The 18,049-nt window shown below is 72.3% G+C and carries 17 protein-coding genes and 2 pseudogenes; 7 read left to right on the forward strand and 12 right to left on the reverse strand.

Going from position 1 to position 18,049, the window contains the following annotated elements; all coding sequences use genetic code 11:
- Positions 1 to 216, reverse strand: a pseudogene (locus tag ACRDTB_RS31135) (hypothetical protein); the annotation flags it as partial.
- A gap of 208 nt (positions 217 to 424) precedes the next feature.
- Positions 425 to 934 (reverse strand): DUF3558 family protein, encoded by a 510-nt coding sequence (locus tag ACRDTB_RS31140; RefSeq protein ID WP_431435765.1) that lies wholly within the window; start codon positions 932 to 934, stop codon positions 425 to 427.
- A gap of 104 nt (positions 935 to 1,038) precedes the next feature.
- On the opposite strand from ACRDTB_RS31140, the gene ACRDTB_RS31145 reads away from it, so the two are divergent.
- Complete coding sequence (locus ACRDTB_RS31145) at positions 1,039 to 2,766, forward strand: Hsp70 family protein (RefSeq protein ID WP_431435766.1); 1,728 nt, start codon at positions 1,039 to 1,041, stop codon at positions 2,764 to 2,766.
- Entirely contained in the window at positions 2,766 to 3,320 is a 555-nt protein-coding gene (locus ACRDTB_RS31150; RefSeq protein ID WP_431435767.1) for a hypothetical protein, read from the forward strand. Before ACRDTB_RS31145 ends, ACRDTB_RS31150 begins: the two co-directional genes overlap by 1 nt.
- Before the next feature lie 4 nt (positions 3,321 to 3,324).
- Here the strand turns inward: ACRDTB_RS31150 and ACRDTB_RS31155 are convergent, their stop codons facing one another.
- The 5 genes from ACRDTB_RS31155 to ACRDTB_RS31175 all read right to left on the reverse strand — a co-directional run bounded on the left by ACRDTB_RS31155 (position 3,325) and on the right by ACRDTB_RS31175 (position 6,715).
- On the reverse strand, positions 3,325 to 3,678 hold the full coding sequence (locus ACRDTB_RS31155; RefSeq protein WP_431435768.1) for an MmcQ/YjbR family DNA-binding protein: 354 nt from the start codon (positions 3,676 to 3,678) through the stop codon (positions 3,325 to 3,327).
- A 56-nt stretch (positions 3,679 to 3,734) separates the two neighbouring features.
- A complete protein-coding gene (locus ACRDTB_RS31160; RefSeq protein WP_431435769.1) occupies positions 3,735 to 4,577 on the reverse strand; it encodes an SMP-30/gluconolactonase/LRE family protein in 843 nt (280 codons plus the stop codon).
- A gap of 61 nt (positions 4,578 to 4,638) precedes the next feature.
- On the reverse strand, positions 4,639 to 5,451 hold the full coding sequence (locus ACRDTB_RS31165) for a maleylpyruvate isomerase family mycothiol-dependent enzyme (protein WP_431435770.1): 813 nt from the start codon (positions 5,449 to 5,451) through the stop codon (positions 4,639 to 4,641).
- Positions 5,448 to 6,131, reverse strand: a complete 684-nt coding sequence (locus ACRDTB_RS31170; RefSeq protein WP_431435771.1) for a DsbA family oxidoreductase — start codon at positions 6,129 to 6,131, stop codon at positions 5,448 to 5,450. Before ACRDTB_RS31170 ends, ACRDTB_RS31165 begins: the two co-directional genes overlap by 4 nt.
- On the reverse strand, positions 6,128 to 6,715 hold the full coding sequence (locus ACRDTB_RS31175; protein ID WP_431435772.1) for a TetR/AcrR family transcriptional regulator: 588 nt from the start codon (positions 6,713 to 6,715) through the stop codon (positions 6,128 to 6,130). The genes ACRDTB_RS31170 and ACRDTB_RS31175 overlap by 4 nt, the downstream gene beginning before the upstream one ends.
- 82 nt (positions 6,716 to 6,797) lie before the next feature.
- Between ACRDTB_RS31175 and ACRDTB_RS31180 the strand changes: the two genes are divergently transcribed.
- The gene (locus ACRDTB_RS31180) at positions 6,798 to 7,232 is read left to right on the forward strand and encodes a hypothetical protein (RefSeq protein ID WP_431435773.1); all 435 of its coding nucleotides are present in this window, start codon (positions 6,798 to 6,800) and stop codon (positions 7,230 to 7,232) included.
- Here ACRDTB_RS31180 and ACRDTB_RS31185 read toward each other — a convergent pair.
- The 3 genes from ACRDTB_RS31185 to ACRDTB_RS31195 are packed head-to-tail and all read right to left on the reverse strand — an operon-like array spanning position 7,229 to position 10,713.
- A complete protein-coding gene (locus ACRDTB_RS31185) occupies positions 7,229 to 9,016 on the reverse strand; it encodes a choline/carnitine O-acyltransferase (RefSeq protein ID WP_431435774.1) in 1,788 nt (595 codons plus the stop codon). The two genes, ACRDTB_RS31180 and ACRDTB_RS31185, sit on opposite strands and share 4 nt — an antisense overlap.
- Positions 9,013 to 9,822, reverse strand: a complete 810-nt coding sequence (locus ACRDTB_RS31190; protein ID WP_431435775.1) for a class I SAM-dependent methyltransferase — start codon at positions 9,820 to 9,822, stop codon at positions 9,013 to 9,015. The genes ACRDTB_RS31185 and ACRDTB_RS31190 overlap by 4 nt, the downstream gene beginning before the upstream one ends.
- 15 nt (positions 9,823 to 9,837) lie before the next feature.
- Positions 9,838 to 10,713: a HalD/BesD family halogenase gene (locus ACRDTB_RS31195; RefSeq protein ID WP_431435776.1), complete on the reverse strand. Its 876-nt coding sequence runs from the start codon at positions 10,711 to 10,713 to the stop codon at positions 9,838 to 9,840.
- Between the two features lie 142 nt (positions 10,714 to 10,855).
- On the opposite strand from ACRDTB_RS31195, the gene ACRDTB_RS31200 reads away from it, so the two are divergent.
- Entirely contained in the window at positions 10,856 to 11,359 is a 504-nt protein-coding gene (locus tag ACRDTB_RS31200) for a DUF4383 domain-containing protein (protein WP_431435777.1), read from the forward strand.
- A 48-nt stretch (positions 11,360 to 11,407) separates the two neighbouring features.
- Here ACRDTB_RS31200 and ACRDTB_RS31205 read toward each other — a convergent pair whose 3' ends face one another.
- Positions 11,408 to 12,082, reverse strand: coding sequence for an HAD family hydrolase (locus ACRDTB_RS31205; RefSeq protein ID WP_431435778.1), 675 nt, complete (start codon positions 12,080 to 12,082; stop codon positions 11,408 to 11,410).
- A 228-nt stretch (positions 12,083 to 12,310) separates the two neighbouring features.
- Between ACRDTB_RS31205 and ACRDTB_RS31210 the strand changes: the two genes are divergently transcribed.
- On the forward strand, positions 12,311 to 14,644 hold the full coding sequence (locus tag ACRDTB_RS31210; RefSeq protein ID WP_431435779.1) for a M20/M25/M40 family metallo-hydrolase: 2,334 nt from the start codon (positions 12,311 to 12,313) through the stop codon (positions 14,642 to 14,644).
- Between the two features lie 83 nt (positions 14,645 to 14,727).
- Here the strand turns inward: ACRDTB_RS31210 and ACRDTB_RS31215 are convergent, their stop codons facing one another.
- Positions 14,728 to 16,527: a TIGR03767 family metallophosphoesterase gene (locus tag ACRDTB_RS31215; protein WP_431435780.1), complete on the reverse strand. Its 1,800-nt coding sequence runs from the start codon at positions 16,525 to 16,527 to the stop codon at positions 14,728 to 14,730.
- 151 nt (positions 16,528 to 16,678) lie between these two features.
- On the opposite strand from ACRDTB_RS31215, the gene ACRDTB_RS31220 reads away from it, so the two are divergent.
- Together ACRDTB_RS31220 and ACRDTB_RS31225 are read left to right on the forward strand one after the other, a co-directional pair.
- On the forward strand, positions 16,679 to 17,488 hold the full coding sequence (locus tag ACRDTB_RS31220; RefSeq protein ID WP_431435781.1) for an endonuclease I family protein: 810 nt from the start codon (positions 16,679 to 16,681) through the stop codon (positions 17,486 to 17,488).
- A 185-nt stretch (positions 17,489 to 17,673) separates the two neighbouring features.
- Positions 17,674 to 18,049 (forward strand): annotated as a pseudogene (locus ACRDTB_RS31225) (endonuclease/exonuclease/phosphatase family protein); the annotation flags it as partial.

Consider the following 18,049-nt stretch of genomic DNA (forward strand, 5'->3'; position numbering starts at 1 on the left):
CAGCGCCGCCGAGTTGCCACCGTCACCGCCGGCACCGTTGCCGCCATCGCCACCGGCGGCGTTACCGCCGTCCGCCTTGCCGCCGTCGGCGTCCGCGTCGGCGTAGCCGAACGCGAGGCTGCCGCTGTGGCCGCCGGCCCCGCCGGCGCCGCCCGCGGCGTTTCCGTCGACGTCCTGCACGGGCGCGACGTACTGCTGGAAGTTGAAGTCACCCATCTCTGTCTTGCTCCCTGTCTGTGGGCGGATTGGTAGATCCGGTACCCCGACGGCCTCCGCCCGGCCTGCCGGAAACCTATGGCGTCCGCCGCGGGCGGTAATCGGGGTTACGCCCGCATCCCGCCGGAGGTATTGCCGGGGATCTCCGGCTTCCCCCCACCAGCCCGTTAGGGGATTAGCCCCCAATTCGCCGGTGCCGCGAAACGCCCTACTTCGATGCGGGAAGTTGCGAGAGAACACCTGTGAGTAGTTTTTGTAGCGCGGTGCACGAATCCGGCTTCCCGCCGTCCATCGTGGCTACGATCGCCTGCTCCTGCGCGACGCCGACGTCGTAGCGGCAGAACTCGCCGCCGGTCGTGAACGTCTCCAGCGCCGGGTAGCCCCGCAGCCGGACCCGGCTGGCCTCCGGGGCGACCTCCTTGGTCAGGTCGGTCAGCCCATCACCGCTCGTGTACGACGTGAGCCGTACGGTCAGCGGACTTCGGCCGTTCCAGCGGCAGTTCGCGCCCAGCTCGTCGGTGCCCGGCTCGCCCGGTCCGAGCCCGAGTGTGGCCCGGGCCTCACCGTCCACGAGCGTGCACGGGTCGAGGCCGACGAGCCCCTTCGGCGACTCGATGGAGGGCACGCGCGGTGGTCTCGGCTCGTCGTCGGACGAGCACCCGACCAGCGTCGCGACGCAGGAGATGGCCACCGCCGCGGGCAGCAGACGAACTATCACGAGTTTTCCTTCCGCTACGTCATTTTTCGCCCCGGTGACGCATTTCGTAACGTTTAATGGTCATACAACGTCTTCACAAGCGAACGTTTCGCTTGGAGGCGTGCATGAGTTACCGGCTGGGGATCGATTTCGGCACCACGTTCACGGCGGCGGCCGTTCATCGTGACGGTGAGCGAACGGTCGAACTCGTCCCGTTGGGGGAGAACGGGACGTCGACCGCGTCGGTCGTGTTCGTGGCGCCGGACGGCGCGCTCGTGGTGGGTGACGCCGCGGTTCGCCGCGCGGTGACCGATCCGGACCGCGTCGTGCGCGAGGTCAAGCGCCGCATCGGGGACCAGACCCCGGTGCTCGTCTCCGGGCAGCCCATCGGCGCGCACACGCTCGCCGCCCGAGTCATCCGCTGGGTGGTCGACCGGGTTACCGAGCGGGAGGGCGCGCCGCCGGCGGGCATCGGAGTGACCTACCCGGCGTCGTGGGGTCCGCACAAGCGCACGCTGCTGTCCGACGCCCTCATGTTCGCGGGCGTGGGCGGGGAGGACTGCGAGGTCACGCTGGTGACCGAGCCGGAGGCGGCGGCCGTCGCCTACGCCGCCTCCCAGCACGTCGAGCCCGGGGCCGCCATCGGTGTCTACGACCTGGGCGGCGGGACGTTCGACGCCGCGATCGTTCGCCAGCTCGACAGCGGCGGGTTCGAGCTCGCCGGCCGCCCGGAGGGGATCGACTCGCTCGGCGGGGTCGACTTCGACGAGGCCGTGTTCGAGCAGGTGCGCGCACACCTCGGCCCGGTGTGGGCGGGACTCGACTTCGCCGACCCGATGATGATCACCGCCGCGGCGACACTGCGCCGGGAGTGCACCGAGGCGAAGAAGGCGCTCTCGTCCGACACCGAGGTCACGATCCCGGTGATGCTGCCGGGCGTGAACACCCACGTACGCATGGTGCGCGGGGAGTTCGAACAGCTGATCGCCCCGGCGATCGACGAGACCATCGACGCCATGCGGCGTGCGACCAGCTCGGCCGGCCTGCGCGCGGCCGACCTGTCCGCGGTGCTGCTGGTCGGCGGCTCGTCCCGGATTCCCCTTGTCGCGCAACGGGTCGGGGTCGAGCTCGACCTGCCCGTCACGGTCGACACCGATCCGAAGGCGGTCGTCGCGATCGGCGCCGCGCGCAGCGTCTCGGCGCGGCAGGCCGGCACCGCGGTCCGCGAGCCGGCGGCGCTGCTGGAGGAGTCGCCGGACGAGGAGGAGGAGGCTCCTTCGCCGCGCCGGGTGATGCCGATGCTCGTCGGGGTGGCGGCGGGCGTGATCGCGCTGCTGGTCGTGTGGACCGGCATAGTGGGTACGGACGTGCTGCCCAGCGGTGACGCGCAGACGGGGGACGACATCGCCGCACCGGCGACCGGCGGTTCGGGTTCGGTCACGCCGAAGGACGGCGACGACCCGTGGACCGGCGAGCCGTACACCGAGACGACCCCGCCCGGCCCCACCCGCTCCGACGCCGAACCCGCCGAGGCGAGCGCGGCCGCACTGGCCCCGAAGCCGACGACCGCCAAGAACCGCGACGCGCTCGTCGACGGCGCCAAGCCACCACCCGCCCCACCCACCGGCGGCGACGACAGTCCCACCATCCCCACTGGGAATCCGGCGAGTCAGGACCCCGGTACGACCTCCGAAGAGGAGTCCCCACCACCAGAGGAAACAACAACCACGACAACGGAACCGCCTCCGCCAGAGACGACCACGACCACGACCGAGGAGCCCCCTCCGCCTGACAGCTCGGCGGAGCAACCGCCTGAGTCGGAGGCCGAAATTCCCGCGGGTGATGGCGCGTGATGAGCGAGTTCGACGCTCCGCCGCCGCGACCGAGCACGGCGCGCCTGTCGATGCCGCCGATGGCCAGGCTCGAGGACCTGCCGCGGCCGCGAGCCATCTCGCTGTCCTTCTGGTGCTGGCTGGTCGCCGGCCTGCTCCTCGGCGCGGTCGCCGGGCTGGCGTCGACCAAGATCGACCCCATGCGCGCCGAGTTCGCGCGCCTCGCCCGCGACGGCGACGCGGGCGCCACGCAGGCCACGATCGATCGGGTGGCGTCCGTGTCCGTCCTGATCGTGATCGGTGCCGGCGTGCTGCTGGGCCTGCTGGGGCTGACCCTCGCCGGCGCGATGCGCGCGGCCCGCGGCTGGGCCCGGGTGATCCTCACCCTCGTCGCGGTGCTCGGCGTGGCCTACGCCGCGTTCGTGATCTCCGCGCTCACCGACCCGATGCTCGGCGACCTGCGTAACCCGGTGATCGCGGGACTGCTGGCGTATGCGGTTCTGGTCCTCGTCGCCTTGGTGTGTATGTACCTGCCCGGCACGACCGCGTGGTTGCGCCGCCCGAAGGGGAGCTGACCGGCTACCTGTCCAGCCGTACCCGCACCGCCTTCGGCAGCGTCGCGACGACTCGGTCGTAGGAATGCTCGACCATCTCGCGAACCTCGTCGGCCGGCACGGTGCCGTCGAGCACCACGGTGTTCCAGTGCCGCTTGTTCGCGTGGTACCCGGGGATCACGGCGGGGAACTGGGCACGCAGCTCCAGCGCGAGCGCGGGCTCGCACTTGAGCGTCACCTGCGGCGGGTCGCCGGCCGGCTGCATGATCCCGAAGACCTTGCCGGCCACCTTGTACACGTTGGTCTCCGGCCCGAAGGCGTGGTCGAGCACCGCCTCGGGCAACCCCAGAGCGACCCGATCGACGTCGTCCGGCGTCATGGCGCAACCCTATCCGGTCACGGCACTCTCGACCGGCACCGCCAGCGGGTGATCCGTCACGGCAGGCCGGCCGCGGGGACGTCCACGTCGACGGCGAGCACCTGGCCGGACCCGGGTGCCACCAGCTCCTCCCCGGTCATGCCCCGCCACGTCGCCGCCACGACGAACAGCGTCGTCCCGTCGGGACCGCCGAGAGCGCAGGCGAACCCGCCACGGTCCAGGTCGACCGTGCGCAGCACCCGGCCGCCCTCGGCTACCCGCACGCAGCGCTCGTTCGGCACGTCTGCGTACCAGACGGCGTTCTCCGCGTCCACGCAGATGCCGTCCGGCGCGCCGTCGCCGAGGTCCGCCCAGACGCGCCTGTTCGACAGCCCGCCGTCCGGCCCGATGTCGAACGCCACGAGCGCGTGCCGGTAGGAGTCCGCGACGATCAGGGTGGCGTCGTCCGGGGTCACCGCCATCCCGTTGGGGAAGGCGATGTCGCCGGCGACCTCGCGCACCGAGCAGTCCGGGGTGACCAGGTGCACGAAGCCCGGCCGGACGTCCTCGCCGGCCATGGGGTCGAACCCGATGCGGTTGACGTAGGCGTTGCCGCGGCCGTCCACGGCGATGTCGTTCCAGCCGAACCGGCCGAGGTCCGCGTGGGTGACCAGCGCGCCGTCCGGCTCCCGGCGCAACAGTAGGCCGCTCGCCGAGTCGACGATCAGCAGCCGGCCGTCGGGCAGCCACGCCGTGCACAGCGGCAGGGACCTCACCCGGGCGACCACCTCGTCGCGGCCGTCGAGCCCGACCGCGACCACCTCGCCCGCGGACCAGTCCGAGAAGTACAGCCGGTCGCCGTGCCAGCGCGGCGACTCCACCAGCCCGCGTCCGGTGAGCAGCGTTCGTGTCTCGTTCATGCCCCCTACACGAACGGCCGACCGCCGGATCGACACGGAAACAAGTGCGGTGGCCACCGCGCTAGATCGTGAACGGCAGGGCGTGCACGACCCGAGTGCCGAGGTCGGTGTCGCCCTCGACGGTGACCTCGCCGATCCGGTCCGCCACCAGCACGCGGCCGCCGGCCAGCCGGGCGAACAGGTTCGACGAGAGCCGCACGGTGGTCGTGGCGGAACCCGGCAGCGCATCGACCACCGCGGCGCGGCCGTCGACCGCGACGTGCCACGTGGCGTGCGCCGGCCCGGTCAGCTCGAACGTGACGCTCGCGCCGTTCGGAGCACCGGCGCGCTTCCCGACGAGGTAGCCGAGCGCGTCGACCACTTCGGACAGTGCGCCCTGCGCGCACGGCCCGCTGTCGTTGCCGGGGATGCCCAGCGCCTCGCGGATGTCCTGCTCGTGCATCCAGCAGTCGAACAGCCGGATCCGCATGAACCGGCCGTAGGTCCGCTGGCCCGCGGGTGTCCACGAGGGAGCGTCGAAGTCGGCCTGCGTCATGGCTTCCAGGGTCGCGCGCCGGCTCGCGGTGATCTCGCGGAACCGCTCGAGCACCCGGGCCGGGCTCTCCTGCCGCAGCCCCTCTACCCACAGCTCGTTCACCACGCCGATGTCGTTGTGCACATGGGAAAAGCCGCGTACGTCGGCCGCGCACGGCGGCGGGGCCTGGCCGGCGAGCGCGCACTCGGTGCCGACGATGTGCGAGACGTTGTCCTGCACCGACCAGCCCGGCAGGGCGGTCGGCACGGCCCACCGCGGCGAGTCCAGCGCGGAGAGCAGCTCGTCGAGGGCCGACCACTCGGCCACCAGCGCGGGGACGACGACGTTCTTGTCGATCATGACGGACTCCCGAGGTCGATGACCTGTCCACGGTCGACGCTGACCCAGTCCCGGCCACGCAGGTAGGGCCGCAGGCGCTCGGCGATCAGCGCCTGGTCGGCCGGTGCCTTGGGCCGCTGGAGCTCGTAGACGTGGGGGAACTCGGCCATGCCGGCGACCACGTGCCAGAGCCGCACCGCGTCCCGGCCGGCCGGCGGGTCGACGAGCACCGGGCCGAACAGGCACTGCCCGTCCGGGAAGAACAGCGTCGGCACCCCGAACCCGCCCGCGTCGACCACCCGCTGGTGGTCGGCCCGGACCTCGTCGTGCGTGGTGTCGTCGGCGAGCGCCTCGTCGAGCAGTTCCGGTGCGAGCCCGAGCTCGGCCAGCAGCCGCCGGGCGACCTCGGGGTCATGCGGCTTGCCGCCCCGCTCGTGCAGCTCCCGGCCCACGGTCGCGTACCAGGAGTCGAGCAGGGCCATGTCCCGTCGGCGCAGCAGCGCGCCGATCCGCATCAGGGACCAGCCGTAGGACCACGCCCGCTCCCACGGGTGCTTCTTGCCCTCGAACCGGTTCACCTCCTCGAGGCTGAAGAATCTCCAGTGGACGGTCACGCCCAGCTCGGCGCGGACGTGCCGGATCCACCGCGAGGTCTGGTACGCGAACGGGCACATCGGGTCGAAGTGGAAGTCGACGTTCATGTGCCCTCCTTGAGGTTGGCCGCGATGAGCGCGCGCAGGCCCGTGCTGATGTCGGCCGCCTGGCCGCCAGAGACCTTCGCGAGCAGGATCAGGCCCTGGATCTGGGCAAGGATCATGTGGGCGAGCCGGTCCGGCTCCACGCCGTCGCGGAGCACACCGTGCGCGGCGGCGTCCCGGCACGCCCGTGCCAGCCACGCCTCCCAGCGGGCGAACACCCCGGCGACGTGCTCGCGCAGCCCGTCGTCCGTTGTGGACAGTTCGGCGGCGAGGTTGCCGAACGGGCACCCCACGATCCGGCCGAACCGCCGCTCGAAGCCGGTCTGGATGACCGTCACGGCGTCGGCCACCGCGAACAGCCGCGCGGCCGGCCCGTCGTCGCCGTCCTCGGCGAGCAGTCGCTCCAGCTCGCCGGCATGCAGGTCGACGACCGCCTTCGCCACGTCCGCCTTGGACGGGAAGAAGTGGTAGAAGCTGCCCTTCCGCACGTCGGCCACGTCGCAGAGATCCGTGACGCCGACGGACTCGTAGCTGCGGGTGAGGAAGAGCTTGGCGGCGGACCGGACGATCCGGTCACGTGTCTGCATGCCGCCGAACGTATCCGCGAGTTGACCGGTCAGTCAAGAGCGCGGTGGCGGCCGCCACGACCCCGAGGCGTACGGTCACGCCATGCCCGAACGTCGGCCCGCGAGGCGGCCACCGTGGTTTCCCCTGGCGGTGCTGGGGCTGACCGTCGCCCTGCCGGTTGCCCTGTGGGGCCTGCTGCCCGGCGACACGTCCGGAGCCTGGTTCTCGTCCGAGCCCGACCGGATCCTGGAGCTGCTGCTGGGTTTCCTGGCGCTCGGAGTCGTCGTCCTGGTGCTGCCGCCGATGATCCGGGCCATCCGCCACGGCCGCGCCGACCGCCGGTGGTGGGTCGTGCTGTCCGCGGCGGCGTGGGGGAGCGTGCTCGTCGGGCTCACCCTGCGCGTGGTCACCGCCGAGACCATCGGCGCCAACATCGGGGCCGGGCTCATGGTGTGGTTCGGCCTGCCGCTGGCGGTGGTCGGCTACCTCGTCGCGCTGGGGTTCGCCGTCTACCTCGAGCTCCGCCGCACCGATTAGTCGGCCGGAGCGTTGGCCAGCAGGTCCTCCAGCTCGCGGATGGCCGAGGCCAGCTCGCGGGCGAAGGTGTGCATCTGGTCGGCCACCGTCGCCGGGGTGCTCAGGTAGACGTTCAGGCGGTCGGGCAGCAGCACGTACGCGACGCCGATGCACTGGGGGCTCGTGGAGCCGAACCCGAAGAACTGGATGTTCTCCGACGGCGCCGAGCTGGTGCTGAGGTAGTCGTCGCGCATGACGAGCCAGCCGGGGCTCTCGTACAGCGCGGGTGGCTCGGCGGTGCCGGCCCGCTTCGCGATCAGCGCCAGCTCCCACAGGTGCTGCTCCGGCGCGTCGCCGGCCTGACACTCCTTCGCGCGCGCCACGTGCTTGCTCGCGGCGTCCCGGAACGCGGCGAGGCGCTCCGCCGGGCCGGCCACCGTATCCTCCATTGTGGACACGAACCGCAGCACCTCGGGGGTGACGACGCGCATCGCCTCGGTGCGGCCGTGCCGGTACTGGCGGGTGGCGATCGACTCGTAGGTGGCGCCGGTCATCCCCTTGGCACGGCGGAGCGCGAGCTGGTAGGCCAGTTGCACGAACGCGTCCGGCGACATGCCGAGCTCCTTCGCCCGGCCCGCGCCGAAGTCCACGAAGGACAGTGTGGACGTCGCGGTCGCGGCCGCGAAGGCGGCGAAGGACTCGGCCGCGGCACGGGTCGTCCGTCGCAGCGTGTCGTCCAGCGTGAACACGATGGGGGTGACCTCGGGCAGCCCGCGGGTCGTCGGCCGGGTGAGTGGCGAGCCGAGCATGGTGTCGACGAAGCTGAGGATCGTGGTCCCGTCCAGCCCGCAGTGCTCGACGTTGATCCCCGCGCTGCCGTCGGCGAACACGACGAGCGAGAACGACTTGTCGAACCACCGGTTGCCGCTGTCGCCGTGGAGCAGCTGGTCGCACGCCTCCTGCTGGCCGGCGGGGGAGAGGTCCTCGAGGCACAGGCAGAACAGCGCGGTCTCGATCTCCTCGAGCGCCGTCGCGTTGCCCGGCGCCGCGTCGAGCAGGGCCCGCCGCGACGCCGCCCAGTCGGCGCGGGCCATGGTGGTGAGGTGTCCGGTGGCGGTGCGCGGATCGTCCAACCTGGGTCCGGTGCTCATCAGCGACCGCAGCGCCGCGGCGAGGTCCGTGCGGTCGTAGGGCCGGCCGTCCGGGTCGAGCACGTCGAGCCGGAACGGCGTGCTCCGGTGGAAGACCACGATGTGCCGTGCCGTCGCGGGCCCCGGGTGCTCGTCGCTGTAGGGCGCGCGGACGGTGTCCTGCGCGGCACCGGGGATGCGGGTGGTGGAGAACAGGAACTTGTTCTGCACCATGGACAGCGGGCGCCCGCGCTGGACGACCGGTGGGATCTCCTCGCCGTCGAGCCGCAGCTTGTAGTCGACGGCCGTGGCGACGAGCCCGGCCGCCCGGCTCACCTGGTCCGCGCCGGAGTCGTGGAACAGGAAGAAGAAGTTTGCGTTGAGCGCGATGCGGTCGCGGCGGCCGAGATAGCGGTAGGGCCAGAAGCGGTCCAGCCAGCTGGCCACGCCCGGCTCCGCGTCGAAGCGCTCCAGCGCCGCCTGCGGCTCGTGCGCGGGACTGTCCGGTGCGAGGAACTCCGCCACGGCCTTCTCCGTCCGGGCCCGCTGCTCGTCGGTGAGCAGGGGCGCGGACCATTCGAGGAATCGCCGGCAGGTGTCGGCCAGGGTCGGTACGGGCACCCGGGGGAGCCGGTCCTCGTCGCCGAACGTGCGGGGGCTCTCGGTCACGGTCACCCTCGGTTGTCGGCGCTGTTCTCGGCGGTCCGGGAGAGGTAGAGCTGGGCGCACAGCCAGCCCTCGGTCTCCAGTTCGTGCGGCTCCACACCGGCGGCGCGCAGCGTGTCCAGGATCTGTTCCCGCTCGCGTGCGGAGGCGAACCGGCGCTGCCGGAAAACGCCGGCGACGCCGACGGTCTCGTAGCCGAGGCCGGCCAGGCGGTCGGCGACCGGCTCGTAGGAGAACATCCGCAGCACGAAGTGCGCCATCGCGGGACGCCGTCCACCGGGCAGCTCGGCGATGCGGCCGATGGTCCGCTCGGTGACGTAGCCGATGCAGCCGGTCGAGATCACCAGGTCCGCCTCCGCCAGCACGGCCGCCTGCCGCTCGGTCGGCTCGTCGTGCTCCAGGTCGGCGTGCACCGCCTCGTCGAGGAACCCGGCCGCCCGCGCGTACTCCAGCGCGGGCGCCGCCACGTCCAGCCCGACGAACCGGGCCGCACGGCTCGCGGGGGCGCGCACGAGCGCCCGGTCCCGCTCGATCAGCGCGGCCCGGTCGAGCTGGGTGGCCTCCTCGCTCGCGTAGTGCGCGGAGAGGTCGTCCATGGTCGTGTCACACCGGTACAGCGCGGCGTTGACGCCGTAGGAGCACCCCACGTCGAGCACGGTCGGCGACCGGCGCTCGTCGATCAGCTTGGCGAAGTACGGCTTGGCGAGCTGGGGCAGGTGGTAGTCCAGCGCGCCCAGCGTGCGGAGGTAGGGACGGGGATCGGGTTCGGTGTAGATGTGGTCGAAGGAGATCTTGCCGGTCGAGTCGAAGGGCACTGGCCCGCCTTCCGTCTAGTCGAGCAGGAGGTCGCCCCGGACGGCGTCCGCGGCGAGGTGGTCAGGCAGGAGCCGGCCGAAGAGCTGCCGGGTCCGCTCGGCGCTGCCGACCACGCCGGGGCGCTGGCTGTAGGCGAAGATCGCCGCGTGCCGGGCATTCCCGCCGCGCACGGTGCTGACCCGGTGCAGTGAAAAGCGCCCGCGGAACAGCTGCAGGTCGCCGGGCCGCGGCTCGAGCCGGCGGACGCGGTGCCCGCCCCGGCCGGCGAGGACCGCGGCGACGTCGTCGAAGTTCTCGGCCTCGGCGGAGCGGATGCTCGGGCAGTACTCGAAGACTCCGCCGTCGTCGGCTGGCCGGGTGAGCATGCTGACCGTGAACTCGTTGGTGTCGAAGTGCCACGGGTGCGCACGGCCCGGCGCGATCACGTTGAGGCACAGGCCCGACAGCGGGTCGGCGAGCTCGTGGAGCGCGGGCAGCGCGAAGCAGTCGGCGACGAAGCGCTGGAACAGCGGGCTGGTGTAGAGCCGGTGGATGATCGAGGACGCCGGGATGTGGTCGCGAGCCACGAAGGCGTTGCCACGCTCCATGATCACGCGGCCGGGATGCCCGTCGGGCAGCGGCGTGCCGAGCGCGATGTTGTACGCGTTGACCCGCTCGACCTTCGTGTGCGCCAGCGGGGCGATCCGCGCGCACTCGTGCTCGAGCTCCGCGCGCAGCGACGGCCGGATGAAGTCGGGGAGGACGCAGCAGCCGAGCTCGTCCAGTGCGGCGCGAGTGCGGGTGACGATCTCCCGCCATGCGGGGCCGTCCGGATCGGACAGGGGGTAGTGGTCTGCGTCAACCAACCGGTCTACCACCCGGTCGACGGCGATGGTTCCCGATGCGCTCATGGATTCCTTTCGACATAGGAATCGTGGCACACCACCATCAGCTGGTGCGGGTGAGACGCCCCACACGGTCAGTAACCGACCGATTTCGGCGAGATCCGGCGTTTCTCCGGCGGAACGGCCGCACATAGTGGATCATCACCGCATGGCACGTTGGAATCCGGGTCGGCTCGCGGTCGAGGTGATCGCCGCGCTGTTCGTCGTCGCGGGCGTTCTCGGGCTGGGGTCCTCCTCCGCGCTCACCGCGCCCGACGACGCCGTCCATCTCGCACTCGGTCTCGCCGGGCTGGCCGCGGCGCGCAGCCCCCGCGGCGGGCGGACCTTTCTCATCACCGGCGGCGTCGTGTTCTTCCTGTGGCACTACGGCGGCGCCGTGGTCCGCACCGAGGGCGCCGCGCCGGTCTCACTCACCACGGTCGACGACTGGCTGAACGTGTGGCTCGCGGTCAGCATGATCGCGCTGGCCTGCTTCGTCGGCGATCGGCGCGGCCCGGCCCGCGCCGCGATTCGCCAGTACGGTGCCGAGCTCTCCGTGTCGTGGCGGCAGGTCCGCGTACCGGCCGCCTACCCGAGCGCGCGCCCGCGCCGGCCCCGCCCGCCGGCCGGCAGCCACCCACCGGCACCCGGCCGCGGTGTCTACGGATTCTGACCCGCATCATCCACAGTGGACGGGCCGGCCGGGTAGCGCCGCTCGTACCTACCGCGGCGTCCGGAGCGGCCATCCTCCGAGCCAGGTGAGCAGGCGCTCGTCGCGCAGGGACGAGACCACGACATCCGCGGGGAAGTCCCCGGTGGGCAGCGTGGGCACCCCGACCACGGGCAGCCCCGCCGCCCGTGCGGAGGCAAGGCCCGTCATCGAGTCCTCGAACGCGAGCGCGGTGCCCGGCTGGACCGCCAGGCGCTCGCACGCGGTGCGGTAGAGGTCCGGCGCCGGCTTGGGACGCGCGACCTCGTCGGCGGCGAGGCTGACCGGGAAGGCGTCCGCGAGGCCGCCGCGGGCGAGGGCAGCGTCCATCAGGGCACGCGGCGAGTTGCTGGCGACGGCGACCGGTACGCGGGCGGCGGCGAGCTCGACCAGCTCGTGCGCGCCCGGCATCGCCTCGGCCTTGGCCGACACGACCTCGGTGACGAGTGCCATCAGCTCGTCCGCGATCCCGGCCGCGTTGCCCGGCTCGCCGAACAGCTCCGCCAGTGTCCCGGTCGCGGCCGCGAGCGAACGTCCGATGACCAGTGCCTTCTCCGCCGCGCCGAACGTCAGCCCGCGCCGCGCGAACAGCTCCGCCTCGGCGAGCGACCAGCATGGCTCGGTGTCCATGAGCAGACCGTCGCAGTCGAACACGATCGCCCGGGGCGTCCAGTCGTACAGGTCCACGACAACTTGGACGCGCGGACCGCCGTGGCGTTGCCCGCATGCCGGCGCGCGTCAGGAGCGCTTCGGCATCACCAGCCACAGCACCAGGTAGAGGACGAACTGCGGCCCGGGGTTGGCAGGTGCGCGGTTCGTCCACGTTCCGCGCGACGCTGGTGAGATCCCTGATTCGTACCCTGAACGGCCTTCGTCAAACGCCCGGGCCACCCCGGCAGGGCCTATTGTCACGGCGTGACGACGTTGATCGACTCGCCGCGGCGGGTGCTCGCGGGTCTGCTCGTGCTCCTGGTGCTGGCGGTGGCGACGGCGGCGCACGCGTTCGCGGAGCGGGTTGGCGAGCCCGCGCCGGAGTCCGCACCGGCCGGGGAGTTCAGTGCCGGGCGGGCACTCGACCACCTGGCCCGGTTCGCCCGTGAGCCGCGGCCGCTGGGCAGCGCGGCCAACGACCGCACCGAGGACTACCTGGCCGGCGAGCTCCGGTCGGCCGGGCTCGAGGTGGAGGTCCAGCGCGCGGTCGGCGCCTACGCGGACGACGGGGTCGCGGCGTTCGGCCGGGTCGACAACATCGTCGCCACGCTGCCGGGTGCCGACCCGACCGGCACCGTGATGCTCGCCGCGCACCACGACTCGGTGGGCATGGGCCCGGGCGCCTCGGACGACGGTGCGGCCGTGGCGGCCATGCTCGAGACGGTCCGCGCGCTGCGTACCGGAGACCGCCCGCGCAACGACATCGTGCTGCTGATCACCGACGGCGAGGAGGACGGGCTCCTCGGCGCGGACGCGTTCGTCCGCGAGCACCCGCTCGGCCGCCGCGGGGCGGTGGTGCTCAACTTCGAGGCGCGCGGGGTCGGCGGGCCGTCGCTGATGTTCGAGACGTCCCGGGACAATGCGGGCCTGGTCGGCGCGTTCACGGACGCCGTGCCGCACCCGCGTGGCGACTCGTCGATGGTCGAGGTGTACCGGCTGCTGCCGAACAACACGGACTTCACCCCGTTCATGGCGGGCGGGTTGCGCGGGTTGAACTTCGCCTACATCGAGGGCGCCGCCCGCTACCACACCGCCGCCGACTCGATCGCCAACCTCGACCGCGGGAGCCTGCAGCACCACGGCGAGAACATGCTCGCGCTCGCCCGCGCGCTCGGCGCCGCGGACCTGGGCACGCTCGCCGCGGACCACGACGACACCTACTTCCGCGTGCTCGGCCTGACGGTGAGCTACCCGAACGGGGCCGTCTGGCCGCTCGCGGTGCTGGCCGTGCTGCTGGTGGCGCTGCTGACCTGGCTCGCCCGCCGGCGCGGCCTGGTGACCGTGCCGCGGGTGCTGCTCGGTGCCGCGTCCGCGCTCGTGCCGCTCGCCGTGTCGTTCGGGCTCGGCCAGCTGTTCTGGACCGTACTGGTGTGGCTGCGGCCCGCGTACGACAGCACGGGCGGGCTGCTGCACCGGCCGGTGGCCTACCACGCGGCGCTGATCCTGCTCGGGGTTCTCGCGCTGCTCGGGTGGTACCTGCTGCTGCGCCGCCGGCTCGGGCCCGCCGCGCTGGCGGCCGGCGGGCTCGCGTGGCCGGCGCTGCTCGGCGTGGTCTGTGCGGTGTTCGCGCCGGGCATGTCGTTCCTGTTCACGATGCCGGCCTTGTTCGCGGCCCTCGGGTTCGTCGGCGCACTGCTGCTGAACCGTCCACTGTGGTCGGTCGGGGTGGCGGCGCTCGGACTCGTGGTGGGCAGCGCACTGCTGCCGTACTTCGGGTACATGAGCTTCGTCGCGGTGGGGCTCGAGCTGGGCGGCGCCGGCTCGCTGTTCACCGTCCTGTTCGGACTGCTCGGCCTGCCGGTGGTCGAGCTGCTCCTGCCGGCGCGCGGCCCGCGCCGCGGCACGGCGGCTCTCGTGCCGGCCGCCGTGCTGGTGCTCGCGGTGGCGCTGACCGGTGCGGGGCTCGTGGTGGACCGGCCGGACTCGGAACATCCGGCGTCGAGCCACCTCGCGTACGTGCTCGACGCCGGTGCGAGCCGGGCGTCGTGGGTGAGCGCGGAGCGGGAGCCGACGGCGTGGACCGGCGGCTACGTGCGCGACCGGTCGACCGAGGGCCTGCCACCCGGCTTCGCGCGCGGCGAGCTGTGGACGGGCCCGGCGCCGGTCCTCGACCTCGACGGCCCGGCTGTGGAGGTCCGCTCCCGCACGGACGACACGGTGACGTTGTGGGTGGCGTCCCGCCGCGACGCGCCGGCGCTGACCCTGCGGTTGGACGCCCCGGTCACGCGGGTGACCGTCGAGGGCGAGAACCCGGTCACCGTCGACGTGGCGGGCACGCGCGAGGCGAGCTGGCCGGGGGAGATCCGCTTCCGGGATCCGCCGCCGGACGGCGTGGAGCTCACCGTCCACACGCGAGCGACCCGGCTGACCGCGATGGACGAGACCCGTGGCCTGACCGGCGTTCCCGGCTTCCGCTCGCGCCCGCCGGACCTCACCGCGAGCGCCCGCCACGACGGTGACGTGGTGTCGGTGGCCCGGACTGTCCGCCTCCCCGGAGTTCAGAGTGTTGGTTGCGGTTCCGGCGAACGCTGCGGATAGCCACGTACTTGCGGCTGGGTGGCGTCACGGTCCCCTGAGGTTGCGTTGGTCGGCGCGAGACCTCGCACGGTGATCCACTGTCGCTAGCCCGTTGCGCTTGCCGTGGCCAGGTCTTGGCCTGCGGTGACGCGGAACGGGGACTGCACCAGCAGCTCGACGTTGCGGTCCTCGACCTTGCCGCGGCGGCCGTCCTCTCCCGGGACCGGGCGGTCCCGGGACTGCCAGTCGTTGCCGGAGAGCTCCCGGGCCAGGGACGCCAGCGCGGTGGGGCCGTCCAGCCGGCCGTGGTTGGACTCCGGGGCGGCCATGTCCACGATCGTGCCGAAGATGGACAGCGTGCCGTCCTGGTTGTCCACCAGCTCGATCACCCGGGACTGCTGCGGCCAGTCGATGTGCGCCGCCGTGTTGACCTCCCAGAACCCTCCGCCGGCGGGAGCGCGGTGCGGGAGCACCGTGTTGCGGTGCGTGTGGCCGTTGACCCACAGCACGACGTTCGGGAACCGCAGGAGCAGGGCGCGCACCGCGTTCCCGTCGACCCGGTCCGTGCCGTTGAGGTTCGTCATCGTCCCGATCGTGTGGTGGCTGAACAGCACGAAGATCCGGTCCCGGCCGTGGCGGGACACCTGCTTGCCGCTCGCGTCGGTGTACCGGCTGCTGCCCGCGACGAGCTCTCGCTCCAGCCAGGCGAGCTGCCCGGTGTCGATCGAGCCCTCGGCGCCGCCGTTGGGGTTGACGGTGTCGAGCACGATGCCGCGTACCGGGCCGCGGTCGAACGCGTAGTAGGCGTTGCCGGTCTCGAGGTTCCACCGGCCGAACCCGTGCCCGCGCGGCCGGGAGCTGGTGTCGAAGTGCTCGCGGATGGTCTCCGGCCGGCCGACGAAGCGCCGGTTCGGGTCCGGGCTGACCGTGCGCGCGGGGCCGGCGAGCAGCGTGGCCAGGCCCCGCGGGTCGAGCGCCTGCAGCTGGAGCGCGAGCTGGACGACGTCGGTCCCGGGCGGCAGGTCGATGATCTTGCGGTTCCCGACGGCCAGCGGCGCCAGCTCCGGGATCGGCGGCAGGTTCCCCTGGACCAGACCGTCGTGGTTGCCGTACGCGGTCAGCCACGGCGTGTCCAGCCCGGTGGCGCGGAACGGGCGGCGTGCCGCGTCGAGCAGACCGGGCACGGTGGGGAAGCCGTACGTGGCGCGCGGCCGGTCGTCCCGTTGCCCGGGCGGGGTGCCGTCCGGGTGCCAGTAGCGCACGTCGTAGCTCGCCTGGTCCGCGACGCCCTCGTAGCGCGACAGGTCACCGGAGTCCGGCCGCACCCGTCGGCCGTCGAGCAGGTCGATGTACCAGCGCAGCTCGTTGTACTGCGTGTTGTCCACGTTGTCGCCGGTGGCGATGGTGAACGACAGCGGGCGGCCGGTCGCCGGCCCGCGGTGGACCAGGTTCATCGCGCGCACCATCGACTCGCTGATGTGCGCGGACAGGAACTCGTGCGCGCGGTAGGCGGAGCTGAACGGCAGCAGGCCCACGAGCGGCGAGTCGGGGTCGTTGTACCGGTCGAGGAACTCCACCCGGGCCGGTGACTGCGAGTCGACCACGTGGATGTCGGTGAGGTGGCCGAACGCGACCATCGGGCGGCGGCGGTGGGTCTTCGCGCGCCGGCCGGGCGTGAGCTCGTCGCGCACGAGGTGGGGCTCGCCGGGGCCGGGCACGATCGGCCGGTAGCCACCGGCACCCGGCGGTCCGAGCAGCAGCGTGCGGTCCAGCGTCGTAGCGGTCCCGTGTTCGGCTCCACGTCTTGGATCCGCCGCCCAGGCGTTTCCCACACCCACCACCCCGGCCGCCGCGACGGCACCGAAAGTCCCCATGCGCAGCGCGTCCCGCCGGCTCAGCTCCATCGCCGCCTCCAGATCTTCCTCGGGAAACCCCGTGCATTGAACGCGTCCGCGCGATGACGGTCAAACCCGACTTTCGTGGGTGTCTGCCGAACACATTGGCGTGTCAGTGTTTTCGTAACGATGATCGTCGCCGGTCCCCCCTGGAGCAACGATGCGTGCGTTATCGAAGGCCTCCGTGCTGACCGCCGCGGGCGTGCTGCTCGCCGTCGTCGGAGTCGCGGTCCCGCCGCTCGCGATGTCCGCCTCGGCGCCGGACATCCGGCTGCCGGCCGAGATCCCGCCCGGCTACTACGACGCGGCCGAGGGCAAGACCGGCCCGGAGCTGCACGCCGCGCTGCACGGCATCATCGGCAACGGCGCCCACCTGACCTACGACGAGGTGTGGGACGCGCTGAAGGTCACCGACGAGGATCCGGCCAGCCCCGCCAACGTGCTGATGATCTACAGCGGCGCGTCGATGCCGGAGGACGCGAACGGCGGCGACGCCGACCAGTGGAACCGCGAGCACACGTGGGCAAAGAGCCACGGTGACTTCGGCACGTCACCCGGGCCCGGCACGGACCTGTTCCACCTGCGCCCCTGCGAGGTCGGGGTCAACTCCACCCGTGGCAACCTCGACTTCGACCTGGGCGGCGAGGAGGTGCCCGAGGCGCCGGACAACTTCGTCGACGAGGACTCGTTCGAGCCGCGCGACGCGGTGAAGGGCGACGTGGCCCGCGGCATCTTCTACATGGCCGTCCGCTACGACGGCGAGGACGGCTTCGCCGACCTGGAGCCGAACGACTCGGTGGGCAACAACGACCAGCCGTTCATTGGCCGGCTGTCGGTCCTGCTGGCCTGGCACGCCCAGGACCCGCCGGACGCCGCGGAGCAGACCCGCAACGACATCATCTTCGAGCAGTTCCAGCAGAACCGGAACCCGTTCATCGACCGTCCCGAGTTCGCCGACGCGATCTGGTGAGTGAGGAGCACTATTCAAAACACTCCGGATCAGCAGCGCCCGGGCACGCCGCAGACCTGTTTTGAATAGTGCTCGGCCGCGTAGCGAACCCAATCCGCTGACGCGGCTCCTCCGAATCCCGGACATCGCCGGGATCTCGAGGGGGAGCCAGGTCGGGTCGTGTCCACAGTAGAGTCCTGCGTCCGGTGGTACTGGTCTCGGCGTTGGCGATCGGGTTGGGCCTGCCGGTCCTGCTGACGAACCCGCCGGCGACGGCCGATCGGGGAGGTGAGCGTCTGGTGTTCGGTCCGGCCGAGGGTGACCAGCTGCACGTGATGTCGTTCAACCTGAAGTTCGCCCTGCCCGTCGGGCCGAACTCGTGGCGCAAGCGGCGTCCGGTGATGGCCGAGCTGCTCCGTGCGGAGCAGCCCACGGTCATCGGTACGCAGGAGGGTCTGCACCGCCAGCTGCGCGACATCGAGCACGACCTGCCCGACCACTACGACTGGATCGGCGAGGGGCGCGCGGGCGGCATCCGCGACGAGTTCTGCGCGATCTTCTTCGACACCCGGCGACTGGCGG

The organism is Actinophytocola sp. (assembly GCF_050699935.1).
In the GTDB taxonomy this organism is placed as follows: domain Bacteria; phylum Actinomycetota; class Actinomycetes; order Mycobacteriales; family Pseudonocardiaceae; genus Actinophytocola.